The following is a 13,614-nucleotide window of genomic DNA, read 5'->3' on the forward strand; positions in this document are numbered from 1 at the left end:
GCCGTCTCGCGTTCCGTCAGCCCGCCGCCGGAGTGAACTCCCGCGGCGGGCTGACGGGCTGACGGATCAGAACTTGTTCTTCGGGGTCAGTCCGAGGGAGAGACCCGAGAGTCCGCGCTGGCGGCCGCCGAGCTTGCCCGCGACGGCGCGCAGGGCGGCGCCGGCGGGGGAGTCGGGGGCGGCCAGGACGACGGGGGTGCCGTCGTCGCCGCCCTCGCGCAGGCGGACGTCGATGGGGATGTTGCCGAGGACCGGGACGGTGGCGCCGGTGGCCCGGGTGAGGGCGTCGGCCACGGTCTGGCCGCCGCCGGTGCCGAAGACGTCGACCATCTCGTTGCAGTGCGGGCAGGGCATGCCGGACATGTTCTCGATCACGCCGACGATCTTCTGGTGGGTCTGCAGCGCGATCGTGCCGGCTCGCTCGGCCACCTCGGCGGCGGCCATCTGCGGGGTGGTGACGATCAGGATCTCGGCGTTCGGGACCAGCTGGGCGACCGAGATGGCGATGTCGCCGGTGCCCGGCGGCAGGTCGAGCAGCAGGACGTCGAGGTCGCCCCAGTAGACGTCGGCCAGGAACTGCTGGAGGGCGCGGTGCAGCATCGGGCCGCGCCAGACCACCGGGGCGTTGCCCGGGGTGAACATGCCGATCGAGATCACCTTCACGCCGTGCGAGGACGGCGGCATGATCATGTCCTGCACCTGGGTCGGGCGGCCCTCGACGCCCAGCATCCGGGGCACGCTGTGGCCGTAGATGTCGGCGTCCACCACGGCGACCTTCAGGCCGTCGGCGGCCAGCGCGGCGGCCAGGTTGACGGTGACCGAGGACTTGCCGACGCCGCCCTTGCCGGAGGCGACCGCGTAGACCCGGGTCAGCGTGCCGGGCTTGGCGAACGGGATCTCCCGCTCGGGGGCGCCGCCGCGCAGCAGCTGGGAGAGCTCCTTGCGCTGCTCGTCGCTCATCACGTCGAGCTCGACCTCGACCTCGGTGACGCCCGGGATCCGGCCGACCGCCGTCTTCACCCGGTCGGTGATCGTCTCGCGCATCGGGCAGCCGGAGACGGTCAGGTAGACGGCGACCCGGACCGTGCCGCCGTCCGCGAGTTCGACCGATTTCACCATGCCGAGCTCGGTGATCGGGCGGTTGATCTCGGGATCCTGCACGGTGGACAGCGCCTTGCGGACGGACTCCTCCGTCACGCCGGTCGCCACCTCTGTCTCATTGGCCATGCCTTGATGGTACGGCTCGCCGGTCGGGTGGTTGACTGGCCGGTAGCGTGCCGACGGTCACAGCCGGGAGTCACAGCCGGGCTCACGCGCTCTCGGAGACCTCCGAGCGCTCGTCCAGCTCCTTGAGCAGCTGTTGCAGCTCGGAGCGGATGCCGCTCAGTTCGGAGGAGATGAAGGCGCGGGTCGCGACCTCGCCCAGGCCCTGGCGCAGCGCGGCGACCTCGCGGGTCAGGTACTCGGTGTCGGCGATGCTGCGGTCGCTGCGGGCCCGGTCCTGCTCCATGTTGACCCGGTCGCGGTCGTCCTGCCGGTTCTGCGCGAGCAGGATCAGCGGGGCCGCGTACGAGGCCTGGAGCGAGAGCACCAGGGTGAGGAAGATGAACGGGTAGTTGTCGAACCGGGCGGCCTGCGGAAGCAGCGTGTTCCAGAGCACCCAGATGATGATCACCACGGTCATCCAGACGATGAACCGTCCGGTGCCGAGGAAGCGCGCGATCCGCTCGGAGAGCCGGCCGAAGGCCTCCGGGTCGTAGGCCGGCAGCGTGAACAGGCCCGGGCGCTCGGTGCGCGGCTGGTCCAGCCGGGAGCGGACGGCGGTGCCGTGCACGGTCGGGGTCCGGACCACGCCCTCGCGGGCCCGCAGCTCGCGCAGCTGCCGCAGGTCGCGCAGCTCGCCCTGGAGCCGCTGGCGCTTGCGCGGGCCGCCTTCCTGCTGCCCGTCTCTGCGGTTCTTCCGATCAGCGTCCACGGGTCGCCTCGCTCTCGTGCCCGGTGTGGTCGATGTCGCCGTGGTCCATGTCGCCGTGCAGCGCGGCCTCGCGCCAGTCCTCGGGCAGCAGGTGGTCCAGCACGTCGTCGACCGTGACCGCGCCGAGCAGGTGGTCCGCCTCGTCCACGACCGGGGCCGCGACCAGGTTGTAGGTCGCCAGGTAGCTGGTCACCAGCGAGAGCGGGGTGTCCGGCGGCAGCGGGTCGAGGTCGTCGGCCAGGATCGAGCCGACCAGCGTGTACGGCGGCTCGCGCAGCAGCTGCTGGAAGTGGACCGTGCCCAGGTACTTCCCGGTCGGGGTCTCGTTCGGCGGGCGGCAGACGTAGACCTGGGCGGCCAGTGCCGGCTTGTGGTCGCGGATCCGGACCCGGGCCAGCGCCTCGGCCACGGTCGAGTCCGGTTCCAGCACGATCGGCTCGGTGGTCATCAGGCCACCCGCGGTGTCCTCCTGGTAGGAGAGCAGCCGGCGCACCGGTGCGGCCTCCTCGGGCTCCATCAGCTGGAGCAGCCGCTCGGCCTCCTCGGCGGGCAGCTCGGAGAGCAGGTCGGCCGCGTCGTCCGGGTCCATCGCCTCGAGCACATCGGCGGCGCGCTCCTGCTTGAGCTTGCCGATGATCTCGATCTGGTCGTCCTCGGGCAGCTCCTCCAGCACGTCGGCGAGCCGCTCGTCGTCCAGCGCGGCGGCCACCTCGGCGCGGCGCTTGGCGGACAGGTGGTGCATCACGCCGGCCAGGTCGGCCGGGCGCAGCTGCTCGAAGGTGGCCAACAGGTTGGCGGCGCCCTGGCTCTCCTCGGTGAGGGTGAAGCCGGTGACGGCCGACCAGTCGAGGGTGACCGCCTCGCCGCGGTTCTTCCGCAGTCGGCTGGTCTTGCCGCGCTGCACGAAGACCCGGCTGATCTCCCACTCGCGCAGCCGCGTCTGCACCATGGCGACGTCCAGCACGGTGACCTGTTCGCCGGTGCCGGTCTCGGTCACCCGGCGGTCCAGCAGCTCGGCCAGCACCAGGGTCTCGGTCGGGCGCTGCTCGAACCGGCGCAGGTTGATCACGCCGGTGGTCAGCACCTGGCCGGACTCCAGGCTGGTGACCCGGGTCATCGGCAGGAAGATCCGCCGTCGGCCGATCACCTCGACCACCAGGCCGAACACCCGCGGCGACCGGCCGCCGATGCGCAGCGAGACCACTACGTCACGAACCCGGCCGACCTGGTCGCCGTTCGGGTCGAAGACCGCGATTCCGGCGAGGTGGGAGATGAAGACCCGGCCGCCTGGTCCTGCCATGGGCTTCCCTTCGATCGTCGTTGGGGTGTCTTCGGGGTGGCCAGGCTATCGAAGGGTGCAAGTCAGAGCTCGTCGCGACCGTACTGCAGTGCCCGGGACGGTCGTACGGGAGGTGGAACGGTGCGTCGTACGGCAGGTCGTGGGGCCGGTGGCTGCCGCCCGGGCGCGGCGCGGCGACCCGTACGCTGTGCGGCATGGACGGTACGACCGCAACAGCTGAGGCCCTCCTCGACCGCGCGCTGATCGAGGAGTCGGTGAAGAAGTCCGGCCTGCTCTGGGTGCTGCCCGACGGCGCGGCCGACAGCCGGCCGCTCTGGCACGCCTGGCACGACGGCGCGGTCGTGGTGGTCGGCGACGGTGGCGAACAGCCGCTGCACGGGCTGACCGCCGGCGCCGGCGCCGCGGTGACGGTCCGCAGCAAGGACAAGTGGGGTCGCCTGGTCGCGTTCGCCGCCCGGGTGACCGAGCTCGAACCGCGCGGCGCGGCCTGGGACGGCGCGGTCGAGGAACTCAAGGGCAAGCGGCTCAACGCGCCGGACACCGACGCGATGACCGACCGCTGGGCGCGCGAGTGCCGGGTGCTGCGGCTGGAGCCGGTCGGCACCTCCACCGAGCGGCCCGGCGCGATGCCGGACGCCTCGCACGCCGCCGTGCCGATGCCGAGCGCGGCCACCACCCGGCAGCCGATCCCGGCGGGCCTGCCGAAGCTGGTACTGCGCCGGCTGAGCCGCAAGGGCTGAGTCGTGCCCTGCACCAACGCGGCCGAGACCGCTCGGACCGCGCAGCCCGTCCCCGGGATACCCGCGCAGCTGCCCAGGGCCGACCTCGGCCTGCTCGCGATCTCCGTCGCGGGCATCTCGCTCTCCGCGCCGCTGATCAGCGCGACCGCCGCGCCCGCGCTGGCGATCGCCTGCTGGCGCAACGTGATGTCGGTCGGCGTGCTCGCGCCGTACGCGCTGGCCCGGCACCGGGCCGAGCTGCGCGGCATCGGGCGGCGCGCGCTGCTGCTCGCGATGGCCGCGGGTGTCCTGCTCGCGCTGCACTTCGCGCTCTGGATGCCGAGCCTGCGGATGACCTCGGTCGCCTCGTCCACCGCGCTGGTCACCACGACGCCGTTGTGGACCATCCTGCTGCTGAGGATCACCGGGGTCCGTCCGCCGCGGCTGGTCGCGGTGGGTACCTGTGTCTCGTTCGTCGGCGTCCTGCTGCTGACCGGGGTCGACCTGGCGCTCTCCTCGCGCGCGCTGCTCGGGGACGCGCTGGCGCTCGGCGCCGGGCTGGCCGCGGCCGGCTACATGCTGCTCGGCGCGGAGGTCCGGCGGACCGTCAGCACGACCGCGTACACGCTGGTCTGCTACGCCACGACCGCGGTCGTACTACTCGGGATCTGCCTGGTCGCCGGGGTGCGGATGACCGGCTGGCCGGCCGGCGTCTGGGGGCAGATCGCGCTGCTGATGGTCGCCGCGCAGCTGGTCGGGCACTCGCTCAGCAACCGGGTGGTGCGCACGCTCGGCCCGTCGGTCACCTCGACGGCGATCCTGCTGGAGACGCCGGGGGCGGCGCTGATCGCGGCCGTCTGGCTGGGGCAGCTGCCGCCGGTGGCGGCGTACCCGGCGGTGCTGATGATCCTGGCCGGGCTGGCGCTGGTGGTCCGCGGCGGACGCCGCTGAGCAGTCGTCAGCGGCCTCGGGGCGGGTGTCGGGGGGCGGCTGTCGGCGGCTGCCGGCGGCGTCCGGGGGGGCTGTGGGGGCACCCTGTACGCTCGGCCGCATGGCGCACGACTTCCCGCTCTTCGGTGACCCCTCGCAGCCCGCGCACGGCCCGCAGGGGCCGACCAGGGCCGACGTGCTGACGGCGGTCGAGGCCCGCCTGATCACCGCACTCGGCGAGCCGAGCGGGCGGGCGGCGATCACGTTCCTGGGCGCCGAGAAGATCGAGCTGCTGCGGTTCGGCCCGGACGCCGACGGGCTGGTGCGGTACGCGACGCTGGGGATGTCGGCCGCGCCGATGGCCGACCCGAACGCCGCCGTCGCCGACCAGGTGCGCGGGCCGCGGGTCGAGCTGCTGCTGACCGTCCGTGGCGGCCGTGACGATGTGCTGCGCGCGCTGGCCACATTCGCCGCCACGCCGCAGGTCGAGGGCCTGGTCGTGGCGCCGGGCGCCTCGCTGGACCTGGGCGAGCCGCTGTGGGCGGGCGCGCCGTTCACCTCGGTGCTGGCGGGCGAGCCGGGCGGGCTGGTCGAGGACCTGGAGCTGGAGGAGCCGGCCGACCCGGTGCGGTTCCTGCCGCTGCTGCCGATGACGCCGAACGAAGCCGCCCACAAGCGGGTGCACGGGGCTGAGGAGCTGCAGGAGCGCTGGCTTCGGTTCGGGGCCGACCTGCGGGACCCGGAGCGCCGGGGAGTGGCGTTGGACTGACGGATAGCGGGCTGCGGATGACGGCTGACGGATGACAGAATCTGTTATCTGTCAGTTGTCATCCGTTGGGCGCTATCTGTCAGCCGTCAGCCGTCAGCCGTCGATTGTCAGGCATCAGACGTCAGCTGTCAGGCGGTGATCGGCTTCGCTCCCGTGGCCTGGGACAGCAGCGCCTCGTAGGCCTCCGGGGCCGTGGTGAAGGCGCCGAGCTCCACCGTCTTGCGGGAGCCGTGGTAGTCGCTGGAGCCGGTGCAGAGCAGGCCGAGGTCGCCGGCGAGCGAGCGCAGCCGGTCGCGGGTCTGCTCGTCGTGGTCCATGTGATCCACTTCGAGGCCGCCCAGCCCGGCGGCCGCCAGGTCGGCGATCACCTGCTCGGAGACCGTACGTCCGCGCTTGACCGCGCCCGGGTGCGCGAAGACCGGCACGCCGCCCGCCGCGCGGACCAGCCGGACGGCCTCGGCCGGATCGGTCTCGTGCTTCGGGACGTCGGCCCGGCCGCCGTTGGCCAGCCAGTCGCCGGTGAAGGCCTCCGAGACGGTCGCCACCACGCCGGCCTCGACCAGCGCGCTCGCGATGTGCGGGCGCCCCACCGAGCCGGCCCCCGCGATCCGCTGCACCTGCTCCCAGCTGATCGGTGCTCCCAGCTCCCGGCACCGCTCGACGACCGCCTGCCCGCGCCGGAACCGGTCGTTGCGGACCAGCTCACGCTCGCGGGCGAACGCCGGCTCGGCCGGGTCGAACAGGTAGGCCAGCAGGTGCATGCTGATCCCCTCGACGCGGCAGGACAGCTCCGCGCCCGGCACCAGCGTCAGACGGTCCCCGGCCGGCAGCGCGTGCACCGCCTCGGTCGCCTCGGCGTGGCCGGCCACCGTGTCGTGGTCGGTCAGCGCGACCACGTCGAGTCCGGCCGCGACGGCCGCCGCGACCAGCTCGGCCGGAGTGTCGGTCCCGTCGGAGGCGTTGCTGTGGGCGTGCAGGTCGATGCGCACGGGACGGGCTCCTGGCTGGCTCGGATGCGGGCTGGGGCAGGCGGGGCGGGGCTCAGGTGGGGCAGGCAGCCCAGGATAGCCAGCCGGTTACCGGGCGGTTCGGGGCAAGGGGCACGAAGGCCGAAGGGCGAGAGGTGCGGGCCAAGGGGGCGCGGGCCACGGGCCGGCGGGCAAGCCGAGCACCGGTGACCCGGAGCAGGGGTCGACCCGGAGCCCGGCAACTGGAACGCGGGCGACCGGAACGCACGCGACTGGAACGCGGGAGGCGACTAGAACGTGGGCGGTGCGCCGAGCAGGCGCGGCGAGAGCGCGCCGCAGGGCAGCAGGTCCAGCTCGGCGCCGGCGTCTCGCAGATCGGTGAGCACCAGCTCGTCGTACATCAGCAGCGCGGACTGCTCGGGCCAAGCGATCGCCCAGAGCCAGAGCCCGAGCGCCTCGCCGACGAAGACCGCGCGGTCGTCGGGCGCACCCGGCACGTGCCACATCGGGGTGGGCCGGCCGGCGGCCATCAGCTTCGTGTCGGCGGGCTTGTGCAGCGAGATGACGTCGCCGGGATCGGGGCCGGGCAGCCCGGCGTACCGTGCGCCGAGGCCGACGCCGAGCTCCTCGGCGACCAGCACCAGTTCGCCGAAGCCGCCGAGCGGCGCAGGGCCGGAGCAGGCCACCGCAGTGGCACGGGCGCCGGACAGGTCGTCACCCGCATGCGCGATCCCGGTGTAGAGCCAGCTGACCGGGAGCGGCCAGGGCAGCCAGACCGGCACCTGGGACCGGGCCACGGCAGCCCCGAGCGCCTCCACGCTCGGCGGGAGCACGGGCTGCATCGGATAGACGGCGCCATGCTTGTCGCACTGCCAGGTGTCGGAGAAGAGACCGGGGGCACGCACCCGACCGGCGCACCTCGGGCAACTTGGCTCGCCCCTCATAACAGCCAACGCTCCTCCCTCCGGACCGCCTCGTCAAGGACGATCACCCGTACGGAGTGCGTCGCGGCGGCTCCGTGCTGGGGGCACCTCCCGGCCGGAGGCGGGGGGAGGCTGCGGGCCCGACCGGGTAGAGCGGTCGCCCCCGGCTAGGGGATGTCCCGCGCGGCCGGACGCCAAACGTCCACGGGGAGCGCGGCGTGCACCAGGGGGCGCGCACACGGACGCCCCGTCACCGGGAAGTCGGTGGCGGGGCGCCGGGGAGGGTGTGGGCGGTCGCGAGGACCTGCCGGGGCGTCAGACGGTCTGGCACGGACGGATGTAGAGGCGCTCGCCGGTGAGTGCGGCGGCCTCGACCAGCCGGCGTACGGTCTCCGCGTCGGCGATCAGCCGGTCGGTGGCGGAGCCCTGGTGGTCGTCCAGACGGAGGATCTCGAAACGCATGGGCGTCTCCTTTCGCTGCCCCGGCAGTGGCCGGGACGGGTTTACTGTCTTCGCTTCGGTCAGTGCGGGGATCGTCGGCGTCGTTGCCTTCGGCACTGCGGCGTTCGGTTCTGCGGCGTTCGGTGCTGCGATGTTCGATGGTGCGGACTTCGGTGCAGCGGATCTCCGTGGCGCGCTCTTCAGCACAGCGCTCGTCGGTGCTGCGGTCTGCGGTCCTGCGGTCCTCGGCGTCACGCCTCCCCCTTCGGTCGCCGCCGGTGGGACGGGATCCAGCGGGAGCCTCGTTCACCAGCCTGGCTTCGGGCTGTTTCCTCGCGGTTGCCCGCCGGTGAAGTCCTGCCACCGGTTGTCGACCGGGCGGCGTGGCTGCGGGGGCACGTGGGGTACAACGGCGCAGCTGGGGTCGATAATTCCCGGTCTGAATCAAATATTACCGGAACTAATGATTTTTAGGCCGTGCCGCACCTGGGCAGCGGGAGCGCGCCCCGGAGCACGGGGGCATGGGACGGAGCAGGGCTGCGGCAGGGCGCGCCAGGGCAGGCCAGGACAGGCCAGGGCAGAGCAGGGCAGGACAGGGCAGAGCAGGAGGACGAACCAGTGGGACCGGACGGACGGACGGCTTTCAGCCGGTGCTGACCGCAGACCAGAAGGCCACCAGCGCGGCAGCCGTCTCGGCCGGGCGCTCGGCGTTGGGGGAGTGGCCTGCGCCGTCCACCACCACGTGGCGCGCGCCCAGCTGCTCGGCCGTACGGGCCTGCTCCTCCACCGGCCAGGCGTAGTCCCGCACGCCCGAGACGGCCAGCTTCGGCAGCGCGGTGGCCGCCAGCAGCGCGGTGCGGTCGGGCTCGTGCAGCAGTCGCTCGCCCATCGCCTGCAGCGACTGCGGGACGTTGGCGAGCCAGCGCTGGTGCAGGAACTCGGCGATCTCCGGTGCCAGCGGCGGGTTCGGGGCCTCCTCCATCTGCTGCATGACCTGCCAGATGCTCTCCAGGTCCATCATGCCGAGCGCGTCCATCAGCAGCTTGGTCCGGGCGGCCTCGGACGCCTCGATCGGACCGGGACCGCTGGAGAGCAGCGTCAGTGAGGCCCACGGCAGTGCGGCCGACGGCAGTGCGGCTTCGGCCGCCAGTACCGCCTCGCGAGCCACCAGGCCGCCGAAGGAGTGGCCGAGCAGGTGCAGCGGGCCGCCGCCCGCCGCGCCGAGCAGCTCGGTGACGGCCAGCAGGTCCCGGCCCAGCTCAGGCAGCGCGTAGGCGTCCTGGTCGGCGGGCCCACCGGTCTCGTACTGGCCGCGCTGGTCCACCGCGACCACCCGGAAGCCGGCTGCGGCGAGCGGCTCCAGCAGCGCGATGAAGTCCTCCTTGCTCCCGGTGAACCCCGGCACCAGCAGCGCAGTGCCGCGCGACTGCCCGGCCGGCTCGGCGCGCAGCGCGGCGATCTCACCGCGCGCGGTGACCAGCCGGGTGGCGACGGCGCAAGCGGGGAGCGTGAGGAAGGGCGGCGTGCTCATGGGCGGGCTCCTCTGCAGGCGGGGGAGGGGAGAGGGAGGCGACAGGGAGGGGAGGGGACGGACGAGGCCGGCGGCCGGACGGCCGGGGCGCACTCCGCCTCCGAGCTTAGGGCGTCTGCGGAGCCCTGACGTGCGAAGGCGGGCGGACCGACCGGTCCACCCGCCCTCGCACGGTGCGTCAGATGACGCGTTGTCACTCGGCGGCGGGCGCCTTCTTGGCGGCCGTCTTGCGGGTGCGCGTCGCCTTCTTGGCGACCGGCGCGGCCTCAGCCGCGGCCTCGACCACGGCCTCCGCCTCCGCGACGACCTCGGCCGCAGCTGCGGCGGTCTTCTTGGCGGCGGTCTTCCGCGTGCGGGTGGCCTTCTTGGCCGGTGCCGGAGTCTCCTCCGTCACGACCGCAGCCTCGGTCACCGTCTCGGCCGCCGTCTCGGTGGCGGCGGTCTTCTTGGCAGCGGTCTTGCGCGTGCGGGTGGCCTTCTTGGCGACCGGCGCGGCCTCAGCCGCGGCCTCGACCACGGCCTCCGCCTCCGCGACGACCTCGGCCGCAGCCGGGGCGGTCTTCTTGGCAGCCGTCTTCCGCGTGCGCGTCGCCTTCTTGGCGACCGGCGTGGCCTCGGCAGCGGCCTCGACCACGGCCTCCGCCTCGGCGACGACCTCGGCGGCAGCTGCGGCGGTCTTCTTGGCGGCGGTCTTCCGCGTGCGGGTGGCCTTCTTGGCGACCGGCGCGGCCTCAGCCGCGGCCTCGACCACGGCCTCCGCCTCGGCGACGACCTCGGCGGCAGCCGGGGCGGTCTTCTTGGCAGCGGTCTTCCGCGTGCGGGTCGCCTTCTTGGCCGGCGCCGGAGCGTCGGTCTCCTCGACCGGTGCGCTCGCCTGGCTCGGCACAGCGGCCACGGCGGGCGCCTCGGCGACCGCGACAGCCGACGCCGGAGCCTCGACCACAGGCGCCTCGACCACGGGGGTCTCGGCCGCCGGAGCCTCGACGGCCGGCGCAGCCGGGGTCGCAGCCACCGGAGCGGCCGTGCCCTCGCCCGACGCGCCCCCGTTGCGCGGACGGCGACGGCGGCGGCGCGGAGCGCTCTCGCCCTCGCCGGTCGCCGCTGCCGGGGCAACGGCGGCAGCCGGCGCACCGGTCACCGAGGTCGTCGAAGTCGCCGACGCGGTCGAGTCCACCACGGCCGCAGCGGCAGCCGGAGCGCCCGCCTCGACCGAGGACCCGCCACGGGTACGCCGACGGCTGCGCGGCGCACGGGCCGCACGCGGCTCGCCCGCCTGCTCGCCGGCCGTCTCGCCGCGCCGTCCGCCGGAGCGCTCGGAGCCACTGGACCGCTCGGAACCACCGGCGCGCTCGGCGCCGGCGCCCCGCTCGGGACGGTCGCCGCCACGCCCGCGACCGCGGTCACGGTCACGATCGCCGCGCCCACCGGAGCGGGAGCCGCGTCCCCCGGTCTCGCCGAGGTCCTCGACCTCCTCGGCGGCCAGCCCGGCGCGGGTGCGCTCGGAGCGCGGCAGCACGCCCTTGGTCCCCGGCGCGATGTGCAGCAGCTCGTACAGGTGCGGAGACGTCGAGTAGGTCTCCTCCGGCTCGTTGAAGCCGAGCTCCAGCGCCTTGTTGATGAGCTGCCAGCGCGGGATGTCGTCCCAGTCGACGAGCGTGACCGCGGTGCCCGAGGCGCCGGCGCGGCCGGTGCGGCCGATCCGGTGCAGGTAGGTCTTCTCGTCCTCGGGGCACTGGTAGTTGATGACGTGTGTGACGCCCTCGACGTCGATGCCGCGGGCCGCGACGTCGGTGCAGACGAGCACGTCCACCTTGCCGCCGCGGAACGCCCGCAGCGCCTGCTCACGGGCGCCCTGGCCGAGGTCGCCGTGCACGGCGCCGGCCGCGAAGCCGCGCTGGGTCAGCTGGTCGGAGACGTCCGCTGCGGTCCGCTTGGTGCGGCAGAAGATCATCGCCAGGCCGCGCCCGTCGGCCTGCAGGATGCGGGAGACCAGCTCGACCTTGTCGAGCGAGTGCGCCCGGAAGATGTGCTGGGTGGTGTTGGCGACCGTGTGGCCGCTGTCGTCCGGCGCGGCGGCGCGGATGTGCGTCGGCTGGCTCATGTAGCGGCGGGCCAGGCTGATCACCTGACCCGGCATGGTGGCCGAGAAGAGCAGGGTCTGCCGCTTGGCGGGCAGCATGGTGATGATCTTCTCGACGTCGGGCAGGAAGCCCAGGTCGAGCATCTCGTCGGCCTCGTCCAGCACCAGCGCCTTGACCTTGGAGAGGTCGAGCTTCTTCTGCCCGGCCAGGTCGAGCAGGCGGCCGGGGGTGCCGACGACGATGTCGACGCCCTTCTTCAGCGCCTCGACCTGCGGCTCGTACGCCCGGCCGCCGTAGATGGCGAGCACGCGGACGTTGCGGACCTTGCCGGCCGTCTGGAGGTCGTTGGTGACCTGGGTGCAGAGCTCGCGGGTGGGGACCACGATCAGCGCCTGCGGGCTGTCGGAGAGCTGCTCCTCGGTCGCGCGGCCGGCGTCGACGTCGGCGCGCACGATGGCCCGCTCGATCAGCGGCAGGCCGAAGCCCAGGGTCTTGCCGGTGCCGGTCTTGGCCTGGCCGATGACGTCGTGCCCGGTCATGGCGACCGGGAGGGTCATCTCCTGGATCGGGAACGGGTGGACGATGCCGACTGCTTCCAGCGCCTCGGCGGTCTCCGGGAGGATGCCGAGTTCGCGGAACGTGGTCTTCGTGGGTTCGGTCGTGGTGGACAGGGTGCTGCCTCTTCCGTGTGGCGGGCCGAGAGCGAGAGGGCGGCGGGCAGCCGCGCGGTTGGTCCTGGGCCGTGAAAGCCCGTCAACCGCGCGGTCGTGCACGACCGCGCCGGCCCCTGCGGCGTACGGGAGGGCCTGCCCTGGCGGGGCGGTGGCGTCCCGTGGCGTGGGGGGAGATGTCCCATGAGGGGTTCGGCGCGGGACCGGCGCCCTGCGGCGCGGTCCGCGGCGGCCCTCGCTCGGCCACTGATGCGGTGCCTGGCTTGGGGTCCAAGCCAAGGTCGGAGCCGATCGGCTCTCCGACCGGGCATCCGCGTACGTGAGTGCCCCATGCCGTGTGCCGGAATCGTCCGGACTCAGCGAACCCGCGCGGTTTGCGAACCGTGCGGGCATGACGGGCCTCTGTACCACTGTACAGTCAGCCGACGACTCGAACAGGTGACGTGTCTGACCTTGCGGTATGTGACGCCACGGACACGGTCGCCGCGCAGCGCACGGGCGCTCGCCGGGCCGGTCCACAGTGACGGGAACACCGGTCCGCAGTGACGGAACAGCCGTGACGGACCATCTAGAGTGACGGACCATGGAGACTCAAGGCGGAGCCGGTCAGGTCGGCTCGATCGGTGACTGGACCAGCTGCGCCGCGGACCCCGGCTACCGGGCCGCCGTGCTCGACCTGCTGGGCGCGCTGGCCTACGGCGAGCTGAGTGCCTTCGAGCGCCTCGCCGACGACGCCAAGCTCGCGCCCGGCCTGGCCGACAAGGCGGCGCTGGCCCGGATGGCGTCCGCCGAGTTCCAGCACTACCAGCTGCTGCACGACCGCTTGGCCGAGATCGGCGCCGACCCGACCGAGTCGATGACGCCGTTCGTCGAGCCGCTGGAGAACTTCCACCGGGTGACCAGGCCGTCGGACTGGCTGGAGGGCCTGGTCAAGGCGTACGTCGGCGACGCGATCGCGACCGACTTCTACCGCGAGGTCGCGGTCCGCCTCGACGACGACACCCGCGAGCTGGTGCTGCGGGTGATGAGCGACACCGGGCACGCGCAGTTCGCGGTGGACAAGGTCCGCCAGGCGATCGAGGAGAACCCGCGGGTCGGCGGCCGGCTCGCGCTCTGGGGCCGACGGCTGATGGGCGAGGCGCTCAGCCAGGCGCAGCGGGTGGTGGCGGAGCGCGACGCGCTCTCCAACCTGCTGGTCGGCGGCGCCGAGGTGGCCGGCTTCGACCTGGTCGAGGTCGGCAAGATGTTCAACCGGATCACCGAGGCGCACACCAAGCGGATGAGCGCGCTGGGTCTCTCCTCCTGA

12 protein-coding genes are annotated in these 13,614 nt (G+C 73.5%); 4 read left to right on the forward strand and 8 right to left on the reverse strand.

Annotated features, from left to right (window positions below; genetic code table 11):
* Positions 1-66: 66 nt before the first annotated feature.
* The 3 genes from AC060L_RS06065 to AC060L_RS06075 all read right to left on the reverse strand — a co-directional run bounded on the left by AC060L_RS06065 (position 67) and on the right by AC060L_RS06075 (position 3,275).
* Positions 67-1,227: an Mrp/NBP35 family ATP-binding protein gene (locus AC060L_RS06065; protein WP_483797467.1), complete on the reverse strand. Its 1,161-nt coding sequence runs from the start codon at positions 1,225-1,227 to the stop codon at positions 67-69.
* Positions 1,228-1,309: 82 nt separating this feature from the next.
* Positions 1,310-1,879 (reverse strand): DUF1003 domain-containing protein, encoded by a 570-nt coding sequence (locus AC060L_RS06070; protein ID WP_483797738.1) that lies wholly within the window; start codon positions 1,877-1,879, stop codon positions 1,310-1,312.
* Between the two features lie 85 nt (positions 1,880-1,964).
* The gene (locus AC060L_RS06075) at positions 1,965-3,275 is read right to left on the reverse strand and encodes a magnesium transporter MgtE N-terminal domain-containing protein (RefSeq protein WP_483797468.1); all 1,311 of its coding nucleotides are present in this window, start codon (positions 3,273-3,275) and stop codon (positions 1,965-1,967) included.
* Positions 3,276-3,469: 194 nt separating this feature from the next.
* On the opposite strand from AC060L_RS06075, the gene AC060L_RS06080 reads away from it, so the two are divergent.
* The 3 genes from AC060L_RS06080 to AC060L_RS06090 all read left to right on the forward strand — a co-directional run bounded on the left by AC060L_RS06080 (position 3,470) and on the right by AC060L_RS06090 (position 5,693).
* Positions 3,470-4,015, forward strand: coding sequence for a hypothetical protein (locus tag AC060L_RS06080; RefSeq protein ID WP_483797469.1), 546 nt, complete (start codon positions 3,470-3,472; stop codon positions 4,013-4,015).
* A gap of 3 nt (positions 4,016-4,018) precedes the next feature.
* Positions 4,019-4,945: a DMT family transporter gene (locus AC060L_RS06085; RefSeq protein WP_483797470.1), complete on the forward strand. Its 927-nt coding sequence runs from the start codon at positions 4,019-4,021 to the stop codon at positions 4,943-4,945.
* A gap of 100 nt (positions 4,946-5,045) precedes the next feature.
* A complete protein-coding gene (locus tag AC060L_RS06090) occupies positions 5,046-5,693 on the forward strand; it encodes a suppressor of fused domain protein (RefSeq protein ID WP_483797471.1) in 648 nt (215 codons plus the stop codon).
* Between the two features lie 128 nt (positions 5,694-5,821).
* Here AC060L_RS06090 and AC060L_RS06095 read toward each other — a convergent pair whose 3' ends face one another.
* The 5 genes from AC060L_RS06095 to AC060L_RS06115 form a co-directional block, all read right to left on the reverse strand.
* Positions 5,822-6,682: a PHP domain-containing protein gene (locus tag AC060L_RS06095; RefSeq protein WP_483797472.1), complete on the reverse strand. Its 861-nt coding sequence runs from the start codon at positions 6,680-6,682 to the stop codon at positions 5,822-5,824.
* A 269-nt stretch (positions 6,683-6,951) separates the two neighbouring features.
* Positions 6,952-7,605, reverse strand: a complete 654-nt coding sequence (locus tag AC060L_RS06100; protein WP_483797473.1) for a DUF6758 family protein — start codon at positions 7,603-7,605, stop codon at positions 6,952-6,954.
* 294 nt (positions 7,606-7,899) lie between these two features.
* Positions 7,900-8,046: a hypothetical protein gene (locus AC060L_RS06105; RefSeq protein ID WP_483797474.1), complete on the reverse strand. Its 147-nt coding sequence runs from the start codon at positions 8,044-8,046 to the stop codon at positions 7,900-7,902.
* Between the two features lie 622 nt (positions 8,047-8,668).
* Positions 8,669-9,556: an alpha/beta fold hydrolase gene (locus AC060L_RS06110; RefSeq protein WP_483797475.1), complete on the reverse strand. Its 888-nt coding sequence runs from the start codon at positions 9,554-9,556 to the stop codon at positions 8,669-8,671.
* A 193-nt stretch (positions 9,557-9,749) separates the two neighbouring features.
* Positions 9,750-12,194, reverse strand: a complete 2,445-nt coding sequence (locus AC060L_RS06115; RefSeq protein ID WP_483797739.1) for a DEAD/DEAH box helicase — start codon at positions 12,192-12,194, stop codon at positions 9,750-9,752.
* 697 nt (positions 12,195-12,891) lie between these two features.
* On the opposite strand from AC060L_RS06115, the gene AC060L_RS06120 reads away from it, so the two are divergent.
* Complete coding sequence (locus AC060L_RS06120; protein ID WP_483797476.1) at positions 12,892-13,614, forward strand: ferritin-like fold-containing protein; 723 nt, start codon at positions 12,892-12,894, stop codon at positions 13,612-13,614.

Source organism: Kitasatospora sp. NEAU-69 (assembly GCF_057158765.1).